Source organism: Roseomonas alba (assembly GCF_019430885.1).
Lineage (GTDB): Bacteria > Pseudomonadota > Alphaproteobacteria > Acetobacterales > Acetobacteraceae > Neoroseomonas > Neoroseomonas alba.
Genome location: NZ_JAHYBZ010000001.1, coordinates 455,476 through 472,958, shown reverse-complemented (window position 1 = coordinate 472,958; position 17,483 = coordinate 455,476). Strand labels below are relative to the sequence as shown.

Below are 17,483 nucleotides of genomic sequence, written 5' to 3'. Positions count from 1 at the left end.
ATGAAAAAGCGGATACCGGCGGCCCGGATCGGGCCGTTGGTATCACGGCGCGGCAGCCGGCATCCGGTCCGCTCGGAAATGCGGGGCTCACGCGCCGGCGCTGCGGCCAATCTCCGTGGCCGATCGCGCCTCCCTGCCTGCCTTGCATGCAGGGCTTGCGCATAACATAAGACTTAGATTATATAGAAAGTCCTTATCCAAGGGAACGCAACGCATGGACCCGGTCATGTCCCCAGAGGCCGTTGCGGCCTTGCGGGACAAGGCGGCGGATGCGGCGCGGCTGCTTGCGCTGCTCGGCAACGAAAACCGCCTCGTCCTGCTCTGCCACCTCGTCCAGGCGGGGGAGATGGGCGTGGGCGCACTGGCCGAGGCAGTCGGCCTCTCCCAGCCCGCCCTGTCCCAGCACCTCGCCAGACTGCGCGAGGATGGCCTCGTCGCGACCCGGCGCAAGGCGCAGACGGTGCATTACCGCCTGGCCGATCCCCGCGTCGCCGCGGTCATGCTCCTGCTCCGCGACCTGTTCTGCTCCCTGCCGGGCGATACGACGCCATCAAGGACCAACGCATGCTGAAGACCGTCACCCCCGAACACGCTGCCCGACTGATCCGCGACGAAGGCGCGCTGCTCGTCGATGTCCGCGAGGCCGACGAGTTCGCCCGCGAACGCATTCCCGGCGCGCAGAACCTGCCGCTGTCGCGTCTCGATCCGGCGGAGCTGGCGCAGCACGAAGGCGGCAAGCTGCTGTTCCATTGCCGGTCGGGGGCGCGCACCACGGGTCACGTCGCGCGGCTCGCCGCCTGCGCCGGACCGATCGAGGCCTATGTCGTGGCGGGCGGGCTCGACGCGTGGAAGCGCGCCGGTCTGCCCACCGCCGAGAACCGCCGGCAGCCGCTCGAACTGATGCGCCAGGTGCAGATCACCGCGGGGTCGATGATCGCGCTGGGCGTGGTACTCGGGGCGACCGTCTCGCCATTGTTCTACGCGGTGTCGGGATTCATGGGGGCCGGGCTCGTCTTCGCTGGCCTGACCGGCCTCTGCCCCCTGGCGCGACTGCTGCGCGCCATGCCGTGGAACCGGGCGGCATCACTGAACGCGGCGGCATAGGGCGCGCCCGGGGTCTCCGCCCCGCACATGTCGACCGGGGAAGGGCCCTGGCCCTCCCCGCCAAAGACCACGCCCCGCCCCGGGCGGGAGATCCCTTGCCATGCATACCCTGTCCGCCTTGCAGATGATCCTCGGCGCCGGTTCCGGCGGCCTGGTCGGCTTCACTCTCGGCCTGGTGGGCGGGGGCGGGTCGATCCTGGCGGTGCCGTTGCTCGTCTATCTCGTCGGCGTGCCGCTGCCGCATGTCGCGATCGGTACCAGCGCCGTGGCGGTGGCGGCGAATGCCGCGGCGGGGCTCGCCACCCATGCGCGAGTGGGCAATGTGCGCTGGCCCTGCGCCGCGGCCTTTTCGGCAGCCGGGCTGCTGGGGGCGCTGGTGGGCGCGCAGCTCGGCAAGATGGCGGATGGACAGGCGCTGCTGACCGCCTTCGCCGTGATGATGGCGGTGGTCGCAGTGCTGATGCTGCGCCGGCGTGAACCGGGCGAGGATCGCCAGGTGCGCCTGAACCGGCAGAACGCGCCGCGGCTCATCGCCACCGGCCTCGCCGTCGGTGGAATGTCCGGCTTCTTCGGCATCGGCGGCGGCTTCCTGATCGTGCCGGGGCTGATCCTGGCCACGGGCATGCCGATGCTCCAGGCGGTGGGCACCTCGCTGGTGGCGGTGACGACCTTCGGCCTGGCGACGGCGGGCAGCTACGCCTCGGCGGGGCTGGTGGACTGGTCGCTCGCGGCGATGTTCATCGTGGGCGGCGTGGCGGGCAGCCTGCTCGGCACGCGGGCCGGGCGGGCGCTGGCCGCGCGGCGCGGCGCGCTGACCAAGGTGTTCGGCGGGCTGATCCTGGCCGTCGCGGCCTATGTGCTGGTGCGCAGCCTCGGCGTGATCGGCTGACCCGTCACAGGCCCCAGGCCGCGTTACTGTCCGCGGGCGCCTGGTCGCGCCGTTCGGTCATGCCGTAGTCGCGCAACACGCCGGCGACGCGCAGGCGATAGGCGGCGAAGACCCCTCCCCGCCCCGCCTTCTGCGCCCCGCGATGGGCTTCCTGGCAGCGCCAGCCCCGCACCGCTTCCTCACTTTCCCAGAAGGACAGCGACAGCAGCTTCGCCGGCTGGGTGATGCTGCGGAAGCGCTCGACCGAGACGAAGCCCGGTTGGCGCTCCAGTTCTGAGCGCAGCGCCCCGGCGATGGCGAGGTAGTCGCCCTCATGCCCTTCCGCCGGCTCGACTTCGAAGATGACGGCGATCATCGGTGCCTCCCCTGTCGCGGGCCTTGTCGCAGCTTGCGGGCCGGCGCGCTTCGCCGGTGACCGAAGCATCGCCGCGCGCCCTGCGCTACTATCCTTCGCCATGACCGACCCGACCGCGCCCGGACCGCTCGCCGCCACCGCCGCGCTCATGGCCGACCCGGCCCGCGCGCGGATGCTCGCCGCGCTGATGGGCGGCGAGGCCATGACCGCCGGGGAGCTCGCCCGCATCGCCGGCGTGGTGCCGGCGACGGCGAGCGGCCATCTCGCCCGCCTGGCCGAGGGTGGCCTCATCATCGTCCACGCCCAGGGCCGACACCGCTACCACCGCCTGGCGTCCGAGGAAGTCGCCGCGGTGATCGAGACGCTGGGTGGCCTGTCTGCCCGTATCGCCCCGCCGCGCCCCTGGAAGCATGGCGAGACGGCCCGCCAGGCGCGGCTGTGCTGGAACCACCTGGCCGGGCGGCTGGGCGTCGCCCTGCATGAACGACTGACCGGCGTGGGGTGGCTGACCCCGAGCCCTGGCGGATGGGACGCGTCGATGGAAGGCCGGACGCGGCTCGCGGCGACGGGCGTGGACCTCGACCGTGCCGGAAAGGCGCCGCGCTTCGCCTGCGACTGCATGGATTGGTCGGAACGCCGGCCGCACCTCGCCGGGGGCCTGGGGAAGGAGATCGCGCGCGCCTGGTTCGACCGCGGCTGGCTACGGCGCGTGCCGGCGGAATGCGAGAGCGACGTGCTGGCGAAGCGGCGCGTGTCGGTGACGCCGGAGGGCGCCCGGGGAATGAAGGACGCGCTGGGGTTCGACGCATGACCCGGCGGCGTCCTGCCCCACAGGCGCGATGATGGATCGGCCCGCTGATCAGCTCGTCCAGAATCTCCGGACCCGCCCCGCGCGCATGACGATGGGGCCATGACGGAACCGGAGCACGGCTGCCCCGGTTCGCCGGCCCGACGCCGGGGCACATCGTTCCAGGACAGGCTCGATCATCCCGCCGGGCTTCCTTCTCCCCTGCGCCATCGCGCCTGACATACCACCGGCGCCGGACGCCGCTGGCTAGGCGTGCAAGGGGGACAGAGCCCCTTCGCTTTCCCCCGGCCCCGGGGCTTGCGCATCTCCCCATCCCGCGCTTGCGTGGCGCCGAAGCATGTCTTCTTGGGGGAACGTCATGGCCGGCCTGAAACTCATCACCTTCGCCGATGCGGCGGGCAGTCGCGTGGGCGTGCTGCTGGATGGCGCGCGGGTGCTCGACCTGGGCGCGGCCATGCCGCCGGCGCGCGGCATGATCGCGCTGATCGAGGCCGGATCGGCTGCGCTCGCCACGGTGCGGGCGCTCGCGGCGAATCCGCCGGCCGCCGCGGTGCTCCCGCTGTCCTCGGTGGCGCTGCAGGCGCCGATTCCCCAGCCGCGTCGCAATGTGTTCTGCGTCGGGCGCAACTACATGGACCATGTCGCGGAGGGCGACCGCACCCGCGGCATCACCAATTCCGAGGTGCCCAAGTATCCGCAGTTCTTCACCAAGGCGGCGGATACGGTGATCGCGCCCGGCGCGTCCGTGCCCTCCCATGCCGGCGTGACGCAGTGGCTGGACTATGAGGTCGAGCTGGTCGCGGTGATCGGCACCGCCGGGCGCGACATCCCGAAGGAGAAGGCGCTCGACCACGTCTTCGGCTGGACCATCGGCAATGACGTGACGGGGCGCGATCTGCAGCGGCGCCATGGGCAGTGGTTCAAGGGCAAGTCGCTCGACCGGTCCTGCCCGATGGGGCCGGTGATCGTCCCGCGCGAGGATCTCGATGCCTCCGATCTCGCGATCGGCCTGAAGATCAACGGCGAGCAGCGGCAATCCTCGCGCACCAGCAAGATGATCTTCGACGTGACGGAGATCATCCACCAGCTTTCCGCCGGCTTCACCCTGCTGCCGGGCGACGTGATCATGACCGGCACGCCGGAAGGCGTGGGCTATGCCATGCAGCCGCCGCAGACGATGAAGACCGGCGACGTGATGGAGTTGGAGATCGAGGGCATCGGCACGCTGACCAACGCGATCGGCGATTGACCGCGCCATGGTCGGGGTCTGCCTGACCTTCGACAACGGGCCGGAGCCAGGGGTGACGCCCGGCGTGCTGGATGTCCTGGCACGCCGGCGCATCGCCGCGACCTTCTTCCTCGTCGGCGAGAAGCTGCGTGACCCCGCCGCGCGCGCCTGCGCCGAGCGCGCGAAGGCCGAGGGCCATGCGATCGGCAACCACACGCTGACGCATGGCGAACCGCTCGGGCGACGCGGCGCGGAGGAGGCTGTGGCGGAGATCGCGGAGACCGATGCGCTGCTCGGTGCCCTGCACGGGCCGGACCGGCTGTTCCGGCCGAATGGCGGGGGTGGGCGGCTCGGGCCGCATCTGCTGAACCGTGCGGCGGCCGATCACCTGGTCGCGCACCGGCATACGGTGTGGCTGTGGAACGCCGTGCCGGGCGACTTCCGTGACCCGGAAGGCTGGGTGGCGACGGCGCTCGCCATGCTGCGCGCACAGCGGGAGACGACGCTGCTGGTGCTGCACGACCTCCCGAACGGGGCGATGCGGCACCTCGACCGCTTCCTCGGCGAAGCGGCGGATGCCGGCGCCGTGTTCGGCGCGCCGCCGCCGGAGGATTGCGTGCCTCTGCGTCGCGGCGTGCCGCAGCCCGGCTTCGAGAGGTTCGTCAGCGAAGCCTGACCGGGTCAGGCGCGGAAGGGCACCAGGCCATATTCCAGGCTGCGCGCGATCCGGCGCGCGCGGTCCAGCATGTGCTCCGCGCCGGCAGGGGTGAAATGGTCGCGTGCCGTCGCCTCGAACAGCGACAGCCAGCGGGTGAAATGCGCCGGGGTCAGCGTCAGATGCGCGTGCGCACGCATCGGCTGGCCGTGATACTCGCCCGTCATCAGGGCCACCGAGCCCCAGAAACGCTTCAGCGTGGCGATATGCGCCTCCCAATCCTTCACCGTGGCGAAGGCCGGGGCGAGCAGCGCATCGACGCGCATCGCGCCGTAGAAGGCACGCAGGAAACGCTCGATGGCCTCGGGGGACAGGCCGGTGCGGTCCATCACCTCGGCCGTCAGGGCGGCGCGGCGCTCGGGGCCTTCGGGGATGGGCGGGGAGGGCTGCATTGTGGTATCTCCAATACCAATTTCCTGCGCCGGCCCGCCGGCGCCGTCAAGACCCCGGCCGTGGAGCCCCTGCCTTGCGCCTTCTCGCCGCCACCGATGCCGCGCTGCGCGTGCTGATGCGCCTGGGCACCGACCCCGATCGCCGGCGCAGCACGGAAGACCTCGCCCAGTCGGTCGGCGTGCCGCGCAACCATGTGCAGAAGATCGTGCAGGACCTGGCCGAGGCCGGGTTGGTGCACACGCAGCGCGGGGCCGGCGGCGGCGTCGTGCTGGCCGTGCCGCCGGCCGCGATCCGCCTGGGCGCGGTGGTGCGCCGCTTCGAGGCCGGCCAGGCGTTGGTCGAATGCTTCCGCGCGGATGGCGGCGCCTGCTGCCTGTCGCCCGATTGCCGCCTACGCGGCGTGCTGGCGGCAGCGCGGGAGGCGTTCCTCGCGCGGCTCGACGCGACCACGCTCGCCGATTGCCTGGCCCCGTCTGCCGCCTGATCCCACACCGTGCTATCGCGGCTGCCGAGGATGGAGGAACGCATGGCCGGAGTGCTGACAGGCAAGGTCGCCCTGGTGACGGGCGCAGGAAAGAACATCGGGCGCGCCATTGCGCTGACCCTCGCGCGGGATGGCGCGACGGTGGTGGTGAACGGGCGGTCCGACGCCGCCGCGATCGAGGCCGTCGCATCCGAGATCCGCGCCGCCGGCGGGACCGCGACGGCACTGCTCGGCGACGTGTCGGTCGAGGAGGAGGTGACCGGCCTCGCGAACCGCATCGCGGAGCGGCATGGCGGCGTCGACATCCTGGTCTGCAATGCCGGCCTGCGGCGGCAGACGGCCTTCCTCGACATGCCCTATGCCGAGTGGCGGGAGATCCTGTCGGTGGCACTCGATGGCGCCTTCCTGCTGTCGCGCGCCTTCGCGCCGCAGATGATCGCGCGCGGCGGCGGGTCGATCGTCGCGCTGTCGGGCATTTCCACCCATGTCGGCACGCCGAACCGCGCGCATGTCTCGGCGTCGAAATCGGGATTGGAAGGGCTGATGCGGGCGCTGGCGGTGGAACTCGCCCCGCAGGGCATCCGCGCGAATTGCGTCGCACCCGGCGCGGTGGATACGCAGCGCGGCGCGAGCGCGGGGGCCATGCCGCAGACGCTCGGCCGCGACGACGGCATCCCGCTGCGCCGCAAGGCGAGCGTGCGGGAGATCGCGGATGTCGTGCGCATGCTGGCCGGACCGGAGGGCGGCTACGTCACCGGCCAGACGATCCATGTGAATGGCGGGGCATTCCTGACCTGAAGCATCGGTCGCAGGACGGCTGCCGGACCGGGAGGGGCGCTGCCCGTCTCAGGCTCGCCCCGCCCAAAGGGCCTGCCTGATGACAGGCCCGCTTCCGCCGCTGACGTTGGAGGGGCGCTGCCCCTCCAAACCACCCCGCCAAGTGCTTGGAGCACTTGGAACGCAATCTTCTGGTGCGGTGCACGGCACCCTTGCTGCCCCCTCCAACCGCCCTTCGTGCGCGAGAGCGGCTTTCGGCGCCATTCCGGCAGCGGCGCAAAGTGCCACGCTGAGGTCTGCAATGGCCTTCGATGGGGAGAGGCCGAGAAGGACGCAGCCCTTTCGATCCCCCAGCAGAAGGCGGCATGTCATCGGAAGGCCTTCGAAAATGCCAGGCATCAGTGGCCGAAACATGGAGCGGCGCGCTCTCTGCGCCGCGCCGGAAGGCATACCGATCCACAGGGCACCGGGCAGGCGCCGGCATTGCGCCATGACCGTCCCGCTCGGCGCCAAGTGACGGTTTCCAAAGGCCTTTCGGCCTTTGGTGGGGTGAGGCTTGGAGAGGGGCAAAGCCCCTCTCCAATCCACCGCCCGGCCAGGACTGCCGGCCGTCCGCGGGCGCGGCTCAACGTGACGCGGCCTTTGGCCACCGCAGCCGCCGCGCTATCCGTGCTCGTCCCCTCCCCCGTCATCGCGAGTCCCATGCCGCCCACCGCCGCCATGCGCCGTCCCCGCCCCGACCTGGCGCTGGAAGCCGGCGCCGGACGCGTCGCCGGCGTGGACGAGGCCGGGCGCGGACCGCTTGCGGGACCGGTGGTGGCGGGCGCGGTGATCTTCCTGTGCCCCCCCTCGCCCGCGCTCGCGGCGCTGATCGACGATTCGAAGAAGCTGAAGGAGGCCCAGCGCGCTGCCGCCTTCGCCGCCCTGCGGCAGGCGGCCCGCGAGGGCGTCCTCGAATTCGGCATCGGCGCCGCCTCGGCGGCGGAGATCGGCACGGTGAACATCCTGCGCGCGACGCATCTCGCCATGGCGCGCGCGGTGTCGCGGCTGCGCGCGCCGCCCGACCTCGCGCTGGTGGACGGCAACCAGCCGCCGCGCCTGCCCTGCCCGGTGCGCTGCGTCATCGGCGGCGATGCGCTGTCGCTGTCGATCGCCGCGGCGTCGATCCTCGCCAAGGTCGTGCGCGACCGCGCCATGACGCGGCTCGACCCGCGCTGGCCGGGATATGGCTTCGCGCGCCATGCCGGATACCCCACGGCGGCGCATCTCGCCGCGCTCGAACGGCTCGGACCGAGCCCGCATCACCGCCGCGGTTTTCGTCCCGTCGACCAGGCCGCCTTCCGCTTCGCTTGACCTGCCGAGTCGCACAAGCGATTCTGCGCGCTTCGCGTCGGGGGACGAGGTTCACGAGTGGGTACGCAGATTGACACGCCGCTCGACCAGGTGCTGGTCGGGGACTGCATCGCGTGGCTGCGGCATCTGCCGCCGGCCTCGGTCCATGCCATCTTTGCGGACCCGCCCTACAATCTGCAGCTCAAGGGCACGCTGCGCCGGCCGGATGATTCGCTGGTCGATGGCGTCGATGACGAATGGGACCGCTTCGCCGATCTCGGCGCCTACGATTCCTTCACGCGCGAATGGCTGACCGAATGCCGTCGCGTGCTGCGCAAGGACGGCACCATCTGGGTCATGGGCGCCTACCACAACGTCTTCCGGCTCGGCTCGGCGTTGCAGGACCTCGGTTACTGGATCCTGAACGACGTGATCTGGCGGAAGTCGAACCCAATGCCGAACTTCCGTGGCCGCCGCTTCACCAATGCGCATGAGACGCTGGTCTGGGCGTCACGTGGCCCCGAATCGCGCTACCGCTTCAACTACGCGGCCATGAAATCGCTCAACGACGACCTGCAGATGCGCAGCGACTGGTTCATCCCGCTCTGCACGGGCGGCGAACGCCTGCGCGACGACAAGGGCGACAAGCTGCACCCGACCCAGAAGCCCGAGGCGCTGCTGCATCGCGTCATCCTGTCGTGCACGAATCCGGGCGAGGTGATCCTCGATCCCTTCTTCGGCTCGGGCACCACCGGGGCGGTCGCGAAGCGGCTCGGCCGCCGCTTCATCGGCATCGAGCGCGAGCAGGCCTATGCCGACGCCGCCCGCGCCCGCATCGAGGCGATCGAGCCCGCCCCGGAGGACGCCGCCGCCGCCCTGCCCTCGAAGAAGGAACAGAAGCGCATTCCCTTCGGCACGCTGGTCGAACGCGGCCTGGTGCCGCCCGGGACGAAGCTGTTCGACCGCCAGAAGCGATTCGAGGCGGTGGTCGGCGTCGACGGCACGCTGCGCTGCGGCCTCGCCACGGGGTCGATCCACAAGGTCGGCTCGGCGGTGCAGGAAGCGCCGTCCTGCAATGGCTGGCTGTTCTGGCACATCGAAAGCCGCGACGGCCGCCTGCACGTGCTCGACGAGCTGCGCGAGACCATCGCGCGCGAGAACGGATAAGGTCGCGTCCATGAGCGAGACCATCCCCCCGACCGTGCCCCCCGCCCCCGTCGCCCCGCCGCCTGCCGCCGTGCCCGAGGGCCGGTCCTGGCTGCGCGTGGTGCTCGAGGAATCGCCCTACCTCATCATGCTCTTCGCCGGCTTCTTCGGCGTCTCGGTGTCGGGCGGCGACATGCCGAACCTGCTCTATTGGCAGGTGCTGACGCCGATCTTCGGGGTTCTGTGCATCGCCGCCGGATGGAAGTCCGCGTCGAACCGCGGCATGCGGATGCGCCTGATCTGGACGCAGGCAGCACATTGGGCAGCCTTCCTCGCCGCCATGCTGCTGATGTTCCTGCCCTCGGTGCGCGGCGTGGTGAACGACAACGGCACGGAGATCGCGCTGCTGCTGCTGCTCGGCCTCGGCACTTTCGTGGCCGGCGTGCATGCGGGGTCGTGGCGGATCGTGCTGGTGGGGGCCGTGCTCGGGGCGTCGGTGCCGACGGTGGCGACGCTGCAGCAATCCGCGCTGCTACTGACCGTGGCGGCGCTGATCGTGGCGGGCATCGCGGCGGCCTTCGTCTTCGCCCGCGCCCGCGGCAGCTCCGCAGCGGCCTGATCGCGCCGACGATCCGGTATCCACCAGCCTGGGGCGCCACCGTCGTCGGGCGCGCTCGCTTGCGCGGCCGCACATGACGCCCCGTCCCTGCAGCCGACCCGCGCGGCGATCAGGCCATCGTCACCAAGCCGATGACGATGCAGAGGAGACCGAAGACAACAAGGCCGACTGCGAGGACCAGGCCGCCGCGCGGCCGCGAATCCTCCCGTTCCGCGCCGGACGGCGCCCGGCGGCGCGGCCGGAGGTCAGGCGCTGGCGCCATGGCTCAGACAGGGGAACGGGGGCACGGCTTCAGCTCCTCGCGACAGTCCAGGGTCGCGGCAAGCCGTAGGGGAAGGCCCCGCAAAGGCGCCATGTGAAATTGCCGCCCGCCGCGTATCGCGCGCGCAAAGGCCCTGCCTCCTGCATTTTTGCGTTCTGTTTACGGGCGGCCGCCACATTCGGCATGGAGCCTTTTCGCCCCGCCGTCGCACCTTCCGCGCCATCCGCACACCGCGGAAAGGCGAAGGAGGGAGCGACCGTCCCGTCGGCCGCATGCCAGCATGAGAGTCCACGGACTGACATTCCACCGCCCTGGAGGCCTGGCCCCCACCGGGGCCGAGGCCCTGCCAGGCAGGGCGGGCCTGCGCCCCGGCAGCATGTCACCGGCCCTCATCGTCGGAAGCGGCTTCTGCGCGGCGCTCCTCTGGGCCCTCGTCGGATCTCTCCTGTTCGGTCTGGGCCTTCGTCCGATCCCCCGGGGCATGGCGCTCGCCTGGCTCGCCGGTGAACTTGCGATCGGCGCCGCGGTGTTCATCGCCCTGATGCTTGGGGCGCCTTCGGGACCGCCGGCCGACGAGGCGCCTCACCCCTGCCGCACCGGTCCGCCACGGGCAGGCGCGTGGCCCGCCCCGCAGCCTGTCCCAACACACTCTCAGGAGGCGAGCCGCAGGCTTGCCGCATCGACATGACCTCCCTCCCCATCCTCATCGCCGATCTCGGCCCGGTCTGGCACACGGTGCTGGCCGCCCTTGTCATCGGGTCCTGGCTCGTGGCCCTGCGCCGCGTCGTCCGCGACTTTCGCCGGGATGCGCGCGCATCGCATCGCCCTGCCGGCCACGGGCCGGCCCGGGCGGTCGCGTGCGCGGCCCTGCCGATGGCGCCGGCATCACGCAGGGCACCGCGGCGTGCGCCCCGGATGCCACCAGCCCCGTCAGTCGCCGTCGCGCAGCGCGGCGATCACGCCACCGCCTCCATCAATTCCAACAAGCGCCGCATCACGGTGGGCACCGCGGCGCGCGCGGCGGCCGGGGCCAGCCATTCGCCCTCCGGTGCCACGGCCGGGCCCACGGCCGCCGCATAGAGCACCATCTCCAGCTGGAAATGCGTGAAGCCGTGCCGCGCGATGCCCGGCACACGCTGCCACCGCGCGATGGCCGGCGCGTGCGCCATCGCCTCGCCTTCCCAGGGCGCATCGCGCCAGGGCGTGCCCGGCACTTCCAGCATGCCGCCAAGCAACCCCTTCGCCGGCCGCCGGCGCAGCAGGATGCGGCCCTCGTGGTCGGTCAGCAGGAAATGCACGCCATGGCGCAGCGGGCGCGCCGCCTTCGGCGTCTTGCGCGGCAGGTCCGCCGCAATGCCGGCCCGCTGCGCCGCGCAACCGCCGCGCCAGGGGCACAGCCCGCAGGCCGGGCTGCGCGGCGTGCAGATGGTGGCGCCGAGATCGAACAGCGCCTGCGCGAAGTCGCCGGGCCGGGCGCGCGCGGCGGGGTCGTGCATGAACCCTTCGGCCAGCGCCACCAGCCGCGGCTTGGACCCCGGCAGCGGCTCCTCAACCGCCTTCAGCCGGGCGATGACGCGCTCGACATTACCATCCACCGGCAGCACCGGCTCGTCGAAGGCGATCGCCCCGACCGCCGCGGCCGTATAGCGCCCGATCCCCGGCAGGTCCTGCAGTCCCGCAGCGTCGCGCGGAAAGCTGCCGCGCATCGCCACAGCCTTGGCGCAGGCATGCAGGTTCCGCGCCCTCGCATAGTAGCCGAGCCCCGCCCATTCCTCCGCCACCTCGGCCCAATCCGCGGCCGCCAGGGCCGTCACGGTCGGGAAGCGCGCCAGGAACCGGGCATAGCGCGGCCCTACCGTTGCCACCGTGGTCTGCTGCAACATCACCTCGGACAGCCAGACGCGGTATGGATCGCGCGCCTCGCCCGGCCCGGCGCGCCAGGGCAGGATGCGCCGGTGCCGGTCGTACCAGGCGAGGAGTTCGGCAGCGGAGGGCAGCGCGGATGTCACGGGATGACGAGCATAGAAGGTTCCTGGGCGGGCCGAGGCCGGTCGGTGCCCTGGTCCCAGCGCTCACACGCCCGGCCTTCAAGCGCAAGAGTCCCGCGGGCGCCCAGATCATGGCCGACTGGCCCGCCCTGGTCGGCCCGGCCATCGCGGCCGTCACGCAACCCATGCGCCTGACCCAGGGCACGCTGACGCTGGCCTGTTCCGGCCCCGTGGCGATGGAAATGCAGCACCTCGCCCCCCAATTGGCGGGGCGGATCAATGCGGCTCTGGGCCGGGTGGCGGTGGAGCGGTTCCGATTCGTGCAACGCGCCCCCGCCGGTGCTCCGGTGCGGAAGCCGCGCGAATCGGCCCCGAAACCCCTCCCGGAGCGGGTCGAATCGGCGCTGGAAGGGGTCTCCTCCCCCGAACTGCGCGAGGCGCTGGCAAGATTGGCCCGCGGCGTCTATCGGGGTCGCTGATCCGTCGATCAACCTTGGCCTCCCCCGGGGCTTCGCACCGGCCGGGTGGCCCGATACCGAAACGGGAACCATCGATGCCCATCGACCGTCGCGTCGTCCTCGCCGCCGCCTCCGGCCTTCTCGCCGCCGGGGGGCTGGTGCGCCCCGCCGCCGCCCAGGCCGACAACCCGAAGCTGTCCGAGCGCTCGATGGGCGACGGCCCGCTGGTGGTGCAGGAATTCTTCTCCCTCACCTGTTCCCATTGCGGCGATTTCGGCCGCAGCACCTGGCCGCAGGTGAAGGCGGAGCTGGTGCAGACCGGCAAGATCCGCTTCGTCTGGCGCGACTTCCCGCTCGACCAGATCGCGCTGCGCGCCGCCGTCGTGGCCCGCTACCTGCCGATCCCGGCCTATGAGCCCTTCATCGAGACGCTGTTCCAGACCCAGGACCGCTGGGCCTTCGCCCGCGGCGTCGATCACAAGACCGAGATCGGCAAGATCGCGGTGCTCGCCGGCATGCCCCAGGCGATGTTCGAGACGGCCTGGGCCGACGACGCCACCGCCCGCGGCATCCTCGAACTGCGCCAGCAGGGCGAGCGCCAGTACAATATCCAGGCCACGCCGACCTTCGTCTTCGGCAGCCGCACCGTCTCCGGCGCCATCCCCTTCGACCGCTTCGCCCAGGAAGTGGCGCGGGGCTGAGTGATGGATGACGGGCAGGCGAATCCTCCGACCCCGCCGGAGGAGGAGGATGACGGCACGCCGCGCAGCGAGGCCCAGCGCCTTGCCGCCGTGCGCGCCACGCTTGCCCGCATCCGCATCGCCGGCTTCAAATCCTTCGCCGAGGCCACGACGGTCGAGGTCCTGCCCGGCCTGACCGGCATCGTCGGCCCCAATGGCTGCGGCAAGTCCAACGTCGTCGAGGCGCTGCGCTGGGCGATGGGCGAGACCTCGGCCAAGGCCATGCGCGGCGGGGAGATGGACGACGTCATCTTCGCCGGCACGGCCACCCGGGCGGGCCGCAACCTCGCGGAAGTGACGCTGCAACTGGAAGAGGCAGAGGGCCTCGCCCCGCCGCCCAACCAGGACCAGGCGGAACTCGAGATCATCCGCCGCATCACCCGCGGCCAGGGCAGCGCCTTTCGGGTGAACGGCAAGGAGGTCCGCGCGCGCGACGTGCAGACCATGTTCGCCGATATCGGCTCCGGCGCCCGGGCCTCGGCCATGGTCAGCCAGGGCCGGGTCTCGACCATGATCCAGGCCAAGCCCGAGGATCGCCGCCAGGTGCTGGAGGAGGCCGCCGGCATCGCCGGCCTGCGCGCCCGCCGCCATGAGGCGGAACTGAAGCTGCGACAGGCTGAGACCAACCTGACGCGGGCCGAGGACACGCTCGGCCAGCTCGATTCCCAGCGCCAGAATTTGCAGCGCCAGGCGCGGCAGGCGAACCGCTACCGGAACCTGTCCGGGCTGGTGCGGCAGGCGGAAGGCGAATGGCTGGCGATCCTCGCCGCCCGCGCCGAGACCGCCGCGCGCGTGGCCAAGACCCAGTTCGATGAGGCCCGCGCCGCCGTCCGCGCCGCCGAGGCCGAGGCCGAGCGCGCCACCATCGCCGCCTTCGAGGCCGACAAGGCCATCCCCGGTCCGCGCGAGGCCGAGGCCATCGCCCGTACCGCGCTGGAACGCCGCCGCGTCGAATCCGAAGGCCTGGAAGCCGAGGAACGCCGCGCCCGCGAGGCACTGGACGCCGCCGAGGCCCGGCTGTCGCAGTTGCAGCGCGACCTGACGCATGCGGAAGGCGTGCTGCGCGACGCCGACGCCGCGCGCGAACGCCTCGCCCAGGAGGCCGAGGCGCTACGCGCCGTCGAAACCTCGCTACCGGCGCGCCAGCAGGCCGCCGAGGCCGCGCTGGCCGAGGCTGAGCAGGCCGCCCAGGCCGCCGAACAGGCCACCCAGGCCGCCACCGAACAGGCCGCCGAGGCCGCCGCCCGCGTCCAATCCGCCGCCGAGGCCCGCGCCGCCGCCGAGGCCCGGTTGAAGCGTGCGCAGGACGGCCATGCCCGCCTCGCTGCCGAGCGCGAGACCGCCGCCCGTGCCCGCGTCCCGCAGGAAGCCCGCGCCGAGGCCGCCGCCGAGGTCGCCGCCGCCGATGCGGCGTTGGAAGCGGCGCGCGTCGCGCTGGAAGAGGCCGAAGCCGCCCGCGCCGCCGCCGCCGCCCGCCACGCCGAGGCGCGGCGTGCGGCATCCGAGGCCGCCGCCATTGCGCAGCGCGTCGGTTCCGAACGCACCGCCGCGCAGGACCGGCTGGCCCGCATCACCGCCCAGCATGCGGCGATGCAGAAGGACCGCGACGCTGCCGCGGCCGAACACATCCCGCCCGCCGAGCGCGAGGCCGCCGCCGCCGCGCTCGCCGCCGCCGACGCCGCCGTCGCCGAGGCCCGCGCCGCGCTGGAGAAGGCCGAGGGCCTGCGGAGCTGGGCCGCCGCCGCCCATGCCGAGGCAGGCCGCGCCGCCACCGCCGCCGGCGGCGAACGCGCCCGCGCCGCTGCCGAAGTCGATGCGTTGAAGGCCGTCCTGGCCTCGCGCGAACCCGGCGCTGCGGCGCCGATCCTGGACCAGGTTGGCGTTCCGGCCGGCCTGGAAGCCGCGCTCGGCGCCGCGCTGGGCGAAGCGCTGGAAAGCCCCTCCGACGAAGCCGCCCCGCGCCACTGGCGCACCCTGCCGCCACTCGACGTCAACGCGCCGCTGCCGGACGGCGCGGTGCCGCTGTCGCGACTGGTGGAAGCCCCGGCTGCCCTGTCACGCGCTTTGGCCCAGATCGGCTTGCTGCCGCGCGGCATCGATGGCGCCGCCTTGCAGGCCGCGCTGAAGCCCGGCCAGTCGCTGGTGACGGAAGAAGGCGCGCTGTGGCGTTGGGACGGCCATACCACCCGCGCCGGTGCGCCGACGCCGGGCGCGGTGCGCCTCGCCCAGCGCAACGCCCTGCGTGCGGCGGAAGCCCGGCTCGACAAGGCCGAGGCCGAGGCCGCCACCACCGATGCCGCCCGCGCCGAGGCCGCGAAGCAGGAAGAAGACGCCCGCCGCGCCGAATCCGCCGCCCGCGACGCCCGCGCCCGCGCCGAGGCCGCGCTGGGCGAGGCGCGCCAGGCCGAGGCCGCACTGGCCGCCCGCCATGCCCGCGCGGAAAGCCGCCTGGCCGCGATCGAGCCTCAGTTGGCCCGCCTCGCCGCGGACCGCGCCGAGGCGGAGACGCTGCTGGACGCCGCCGCCCAGGCCTTCGCCGCCCTGCCCGACCTGCCCGGCCTGCGCGCCCAGGCCGAGGAAGCCGGCCGCGCCGAGACCCGCGCCCAGGCCGCCGAACACGCCGCCCGCGAGGCCCGCCGCACCGCCGAGGCCAACGCCAAGGGCGCGCGGCAGCATGAATCGACCCTCGCCGCCCGCGCGGCCGAGGCGGAAAGCCGGCTGGCAGCGCTGGAACCGCAAGTGGCACGTCTCGCGGCCGAACTGGCCGAGGCAGAGGCCGCCCATGCGGAGACCCTTGCCGCCGAGGCCGCCCTGCCCGACCTGGAGGCGATGCGCGCCGCCGTGGCGCAAGCCCGCGATGCGTTGACCGCCGCGCGCGCGGCGGAAGTCCAGGCGCGCAGCGATATCGGCGCTCTGGCGAATGAAGGCGCGCGCGTCACCGCACGCCTCGGCGCGGTCGCCGAGGAAGCCGCGCTGTGGACCACCCGCGGCAGCGATGCCGAGGCGCGGGTGGTCGAACTGCGGCGCCGGGGCGCCGAGGCGCAGACCGAACGGGACGCCCTGTCCGAGGCGCCCGACGATGCGGCGGGACGCCGCCAGCAGGCCGGCCGCCTGCTCGCCGAATGCGAGGCGACTCACCAAGCCGCAGCCGCCGCCCTGACCGCGGCGGAAACCGCCCTGCGCGACACCGCCGAGGCCCGCCGCCGCGCCGACGCCGCCTTCGCCGCCGCGCGCGAAGGCCAGGTCCGCGCCGAAGCCGCCGCCGAGGCCGCCGCCACCGCCGAGGACGCCGTCGCCGCCCGCATCGCCGAGCGTCTCGGCGAGGATGCCGACCTGCCCCCGCCGCCCGAGGAACTCTCCGACGCCGCCGAGGAGAAGGCCCGCCGCAAGGTCGAGCGCCTGTCGCGCGAACGCGAGGAGATGGGCCCGGTCAACCTCCGCGCCGAGATCGAGGTCGCCGAGATCGAGGAACGCATCGGCCAGATCGGCACCGACCGCGACGAGGTGACGGCGGCGATCGCCAAGCTGCGCGGGTCGATCGGCCACCTCAACCGCGAGGGCCGCGAGCGCCTGCGCGAGGTCTTCGACCGCGTCGATGCGGAATTCCGCAACCTGTTCTCCCGCCTGTTCGGCGGCGGGCGGGCGCATCTCGCCCTGGTCGGCTCCGACGATCCGCTGGAAGCCGGGCTGGAGATCTACGCCGAGCCGCCGGGCAAGAAGCTGGCGACCCTGTCGCTGCTCTCGGGCGGCGAGCAGGCGCTGACCGCGCTGTCTCTGATCTTCGCCGTCTTCCGCTGCCAGCCCGCCCCGGTCTGCGTGCTGGACGAGGTGGACGCGCCGCTGGACGACGCGAATGTGGAACGGCTCTGCGACCTGCTGGCGGCCATGGCGGCGGAAGCCGGCACGCGCTTCCTCGTCGTCACCCACCACCCGCTGACCATGGCGCGGATGCATCGGCTCTATGGCGTGACCATGCAGGAACGCGGCGTGTCACGGCTGCTGAGCGTGGATCTGGGCCAGGCTGTGGAAATGGCGGAAGGGCCGGTCGCGGCCTGACGGCCCCAGGATCGGAGCCGGGAGAGCGGCCTCGCCACTGTCGGGCTCTCCCCGGCGGGCGTTGCCGATGGCACGCTTGCGGTCGCCGGAAAGGACCGGAGGGGCTCTGCCCCTCCGAACCACCCCACC

17 protein-coding genes are annotated in these 17,483 nt (G+C 72.8%); 14 read left to right on the top strand and 3 right to left on the bottom strand.

Going from position 1 to position 17,483, the window contains the following annotated elements; translation table 11 throughout:
* Nucleotides 1-214 precede the first annotated feature (214 nt).
* The 3 genes from KPL78_RS02155 to KPL78_RS02145 all read left to right on the top strand — a co-directional run bounded on the left by KPL78_RS02155 (nt 215) and on the right by KPL78_RS02145 (nt 1,993).
* On the top strand, nt 215-571 hold the full coding sequence (locus KPL78_RS02155; RefSeq protein WP_255568512.1) for an ArsR/SmtB family transcription factor: 357 nt from the start codon (nt 215-217) through the stop codon (nt 569-571).
* On the top strand, nt 565-1,104 hold the full coding sequence (locus tag KPL78_RS02150; RefSeq protein WP_219761051.1) for a rhodanese family protein: 540 nt from the start codon (nt 565-567) through the stop codon (nt 1,102-1,104). Before KPL78_RS02155 ends, KPL78_RS02150 begins: the two co-directional genes overlap by 7 nt.
* A gap of 100 nt (nt 1,105-1,204) precedes the next feature.
* A complete protein-coding gene (locus KPL78_RS02145) occupies nt 1,205-1,993 on the top strand; it encodes a sulfite exporter TauE/SafE family protein (protein WP_219761050.1) in 789 nt (262 codons plus the stop codon).
* Nucleotides 1,994-1,997: 4 nt separating this feature from the next.
* Here the strand turns inward: KPL78_RS02145 and KPL78_RS02140 are convergent, their stop codons facing one another.
* A complete protein-coding gene (locus tag KPL78_RS02140) occupies nt 1,998-2,348 on the bottom strand; it encodes an antibiotic biosynthesis monooxygenase family protein (protein WP_219761049.1) in 351 nt (116 codons plus the stop codon).
* A gap of 100 nt (nt 2,349-2,448) precedes the next feature.
* Here KPL78_RS02140 and KPL78_RS02135 point away from each other — a divergent pair, with 100 nt between their 5' ends.
* The 3 genes from KPL78_RS02135 to KPL78_RS02125 all read left to right on the top strand — a co-directional run bounded on the left by KPL78_RS02135 (nt 2,449) and on the right by KPL78_RS02125 (nt 5,060).
* Complete coding sequence (locus KPL78_RS02135; protein ID WP_219761047.1) at nt 2,449-3,159, top strand: ArsR/SmtB family transcription factor; 711 nt, start codon at nt 2,449-2,451, stop codon at nt 3,157-3,159.
* A 355-nt stretch (nt 3,160-3,514) separates the two neighbouring features.
* Complete coding sequence (locus KPL78_RS02130) at nt 3,515-4,405, top strand: fumarylacetoacetate hydrolase family protein (RefSeq protein ID WP_219761046.1); 891 nt, start codon at nt 3,515-3,517, stop codon at nt 4,403-4,405.
* A 7-nt stretch (nt 4,406-4,412) separates the two neighbouring features.
* Nucleotides 4,413-5,060, top strand: a complete 648-nt coding sequence (locus tag KPL78_RS02125) for a polysaccharide deacetylase family protein (protein WP_219761044.1) — start codon at nt 4,413-4,415, stop codon at nt 5,058-5,060.
* Nucleotides 5,061-5,065: 5 nt separating this feature from the next.
* Here the strand turns inward: KPL78_RS02125 and KPL78_RS02120 are convergent, their stop codons facing one another.
* Complete coding sequence (locus tag KPL78_RS02120) at nt 5,066-5,491, bottom strand: group III truncated hemoglobin (protein ID WP_219761043.1); 426 nt, start codon at nt 5,489-5,491, stop codon at nt 5,066-5,068.
* A 74-nt stretch (nt 5,492-5,565) separates the two neighbouring features.
* Between KPL78_RS02120 and KPL78_RS02115 the strand changes: the two genes are divergently transcribed.
* The 5 genes from KPL78_RS02115 (at nt 5,566) to KPL78_RS02095 (ending at nt 9,850) form a co-directional block, all read left to right on the top strand.
* Nucleotides 5,566-5,976, top strand: coding sequence for an RrF2 family transcriptional regulator (locus tag KPL78_RS02115; protein ID WP_255568511.1), 411 nt, complete (start codon nt 5,566-5,568; stop codon nt 5,974-5,976).
* A gap of 42 nt (nt 5,977-6,018) precedes the next feature.
* Nucleotides 6,019-6,774: an SDR family NAD(P)-dependent oxidoreductase gene (locus KPL78_RS02110; RefSeq protein ID WP_219761041.1), complete on the top strand. Its 756-nt coding sequence runs from the start codon at nt 6,019-6,021 to the stop codon at nt 6,772-6,774.
* A gap of 681 nt (nt 6,775-7,455) precedes the next feature.
* Complete coding sequence (gene rnhB, locus KPL78_RS02105) at nt 7,456-8,106, top strand: ribonuclease HII (protein ID WP_255568510.1); 651 nt, start codon at nt 7,456-7,458, stop codon at nt 8,104-8,106.
* Between the two features lie 57 nt (nt 8,107-8,163).
* Nucleotides 8,164-9,252, top strand: a complete 1,089-nt coding sequence (locus KPL78_RS02100) for a site-specific DNA-methyltransferase (RefSeq protein WP_219761039.1) — start codon at nt 8,164-8,166, stop codon at nt 9,250-9,252.
* A gap of 10 nt (nt 9,253-9,262) precedes the next feature.
* On the top strand, nt 9,263-9,850 hold the full coding sequence (locus KPL78_RS02095) for a hypothetical protein (protein WP_219761038.1): 588 nt from the start codon (nt 9,263-9,265) through the stop codon (nt 9,848-9,850).
* Nucleotides 9,851-11,068: 1,218 nt separating this feature from the next.
* Here KPL78_RS02095 and KPL78_RS02090 read toward each other — a convergent pair.
* Complete coding sequence (locus KPL78_RS02090; RefSeq protein ID WP_369412599.1) at nt 11,069-12,121, bottom strand: A/G-specific adenine glycosylase; 1,053 nt, start codon at nt 12,119-12,121, stop codon at nt 11,069-11,071.
* Between KPL78_RS02090 and KPL78_RS02085 the strand changes: the two genes are divergently transcribed.
* From KPL78_RS02085 to KPL78_RS02075, 3 genes are all read left to right on the top strand, one after another.
* Nucleotides 12,115-12,579 (top strand): DUF721 domain-containing protein, encoded by a 465-nt coding sequence (locus KPL78_RS02085; RefSeq protein ID WP_219761037.1) that lies wholly within the window; start codon nt 12,115-12,117, stop codon nt 12,577-12,579. The two genes, KPL78_RS02090 and KPL78_RS02085, sit on opposite strands and share 7 nt — an antisense overlap.
* A 74-nt stretch (nt 12,580-12,653) precedes the next feature.
* The gene (locus tag KPL78_RS02080) at nt 12,654-13,259 is read left to right on the top strand and encodes a DsbA family protein (RefSeq protein WP_219761035.1); all 606 of its coding nucleotides are present in this window, start codon (nt 12,654-12,656) and stop codon (nt 13,257-13,259) included.
* A 3-nt stretch (nt 13,260-13,262) separates the two neighbouring features.
* Nucleotides 13,263-17,354: a chromosome segregation SMC family protein gene (locus tag KPL78_RS02075; RefSeq protein WP_219761033.1), complete on the top strand. Its 4,092-nt coding sequence runs from the start codon at nt 13,263-13,265 to the stop codon at nt 17,352-17,354.
* Nucleotides 17,355-17,483: the final 129 nt, after the last annotated feature.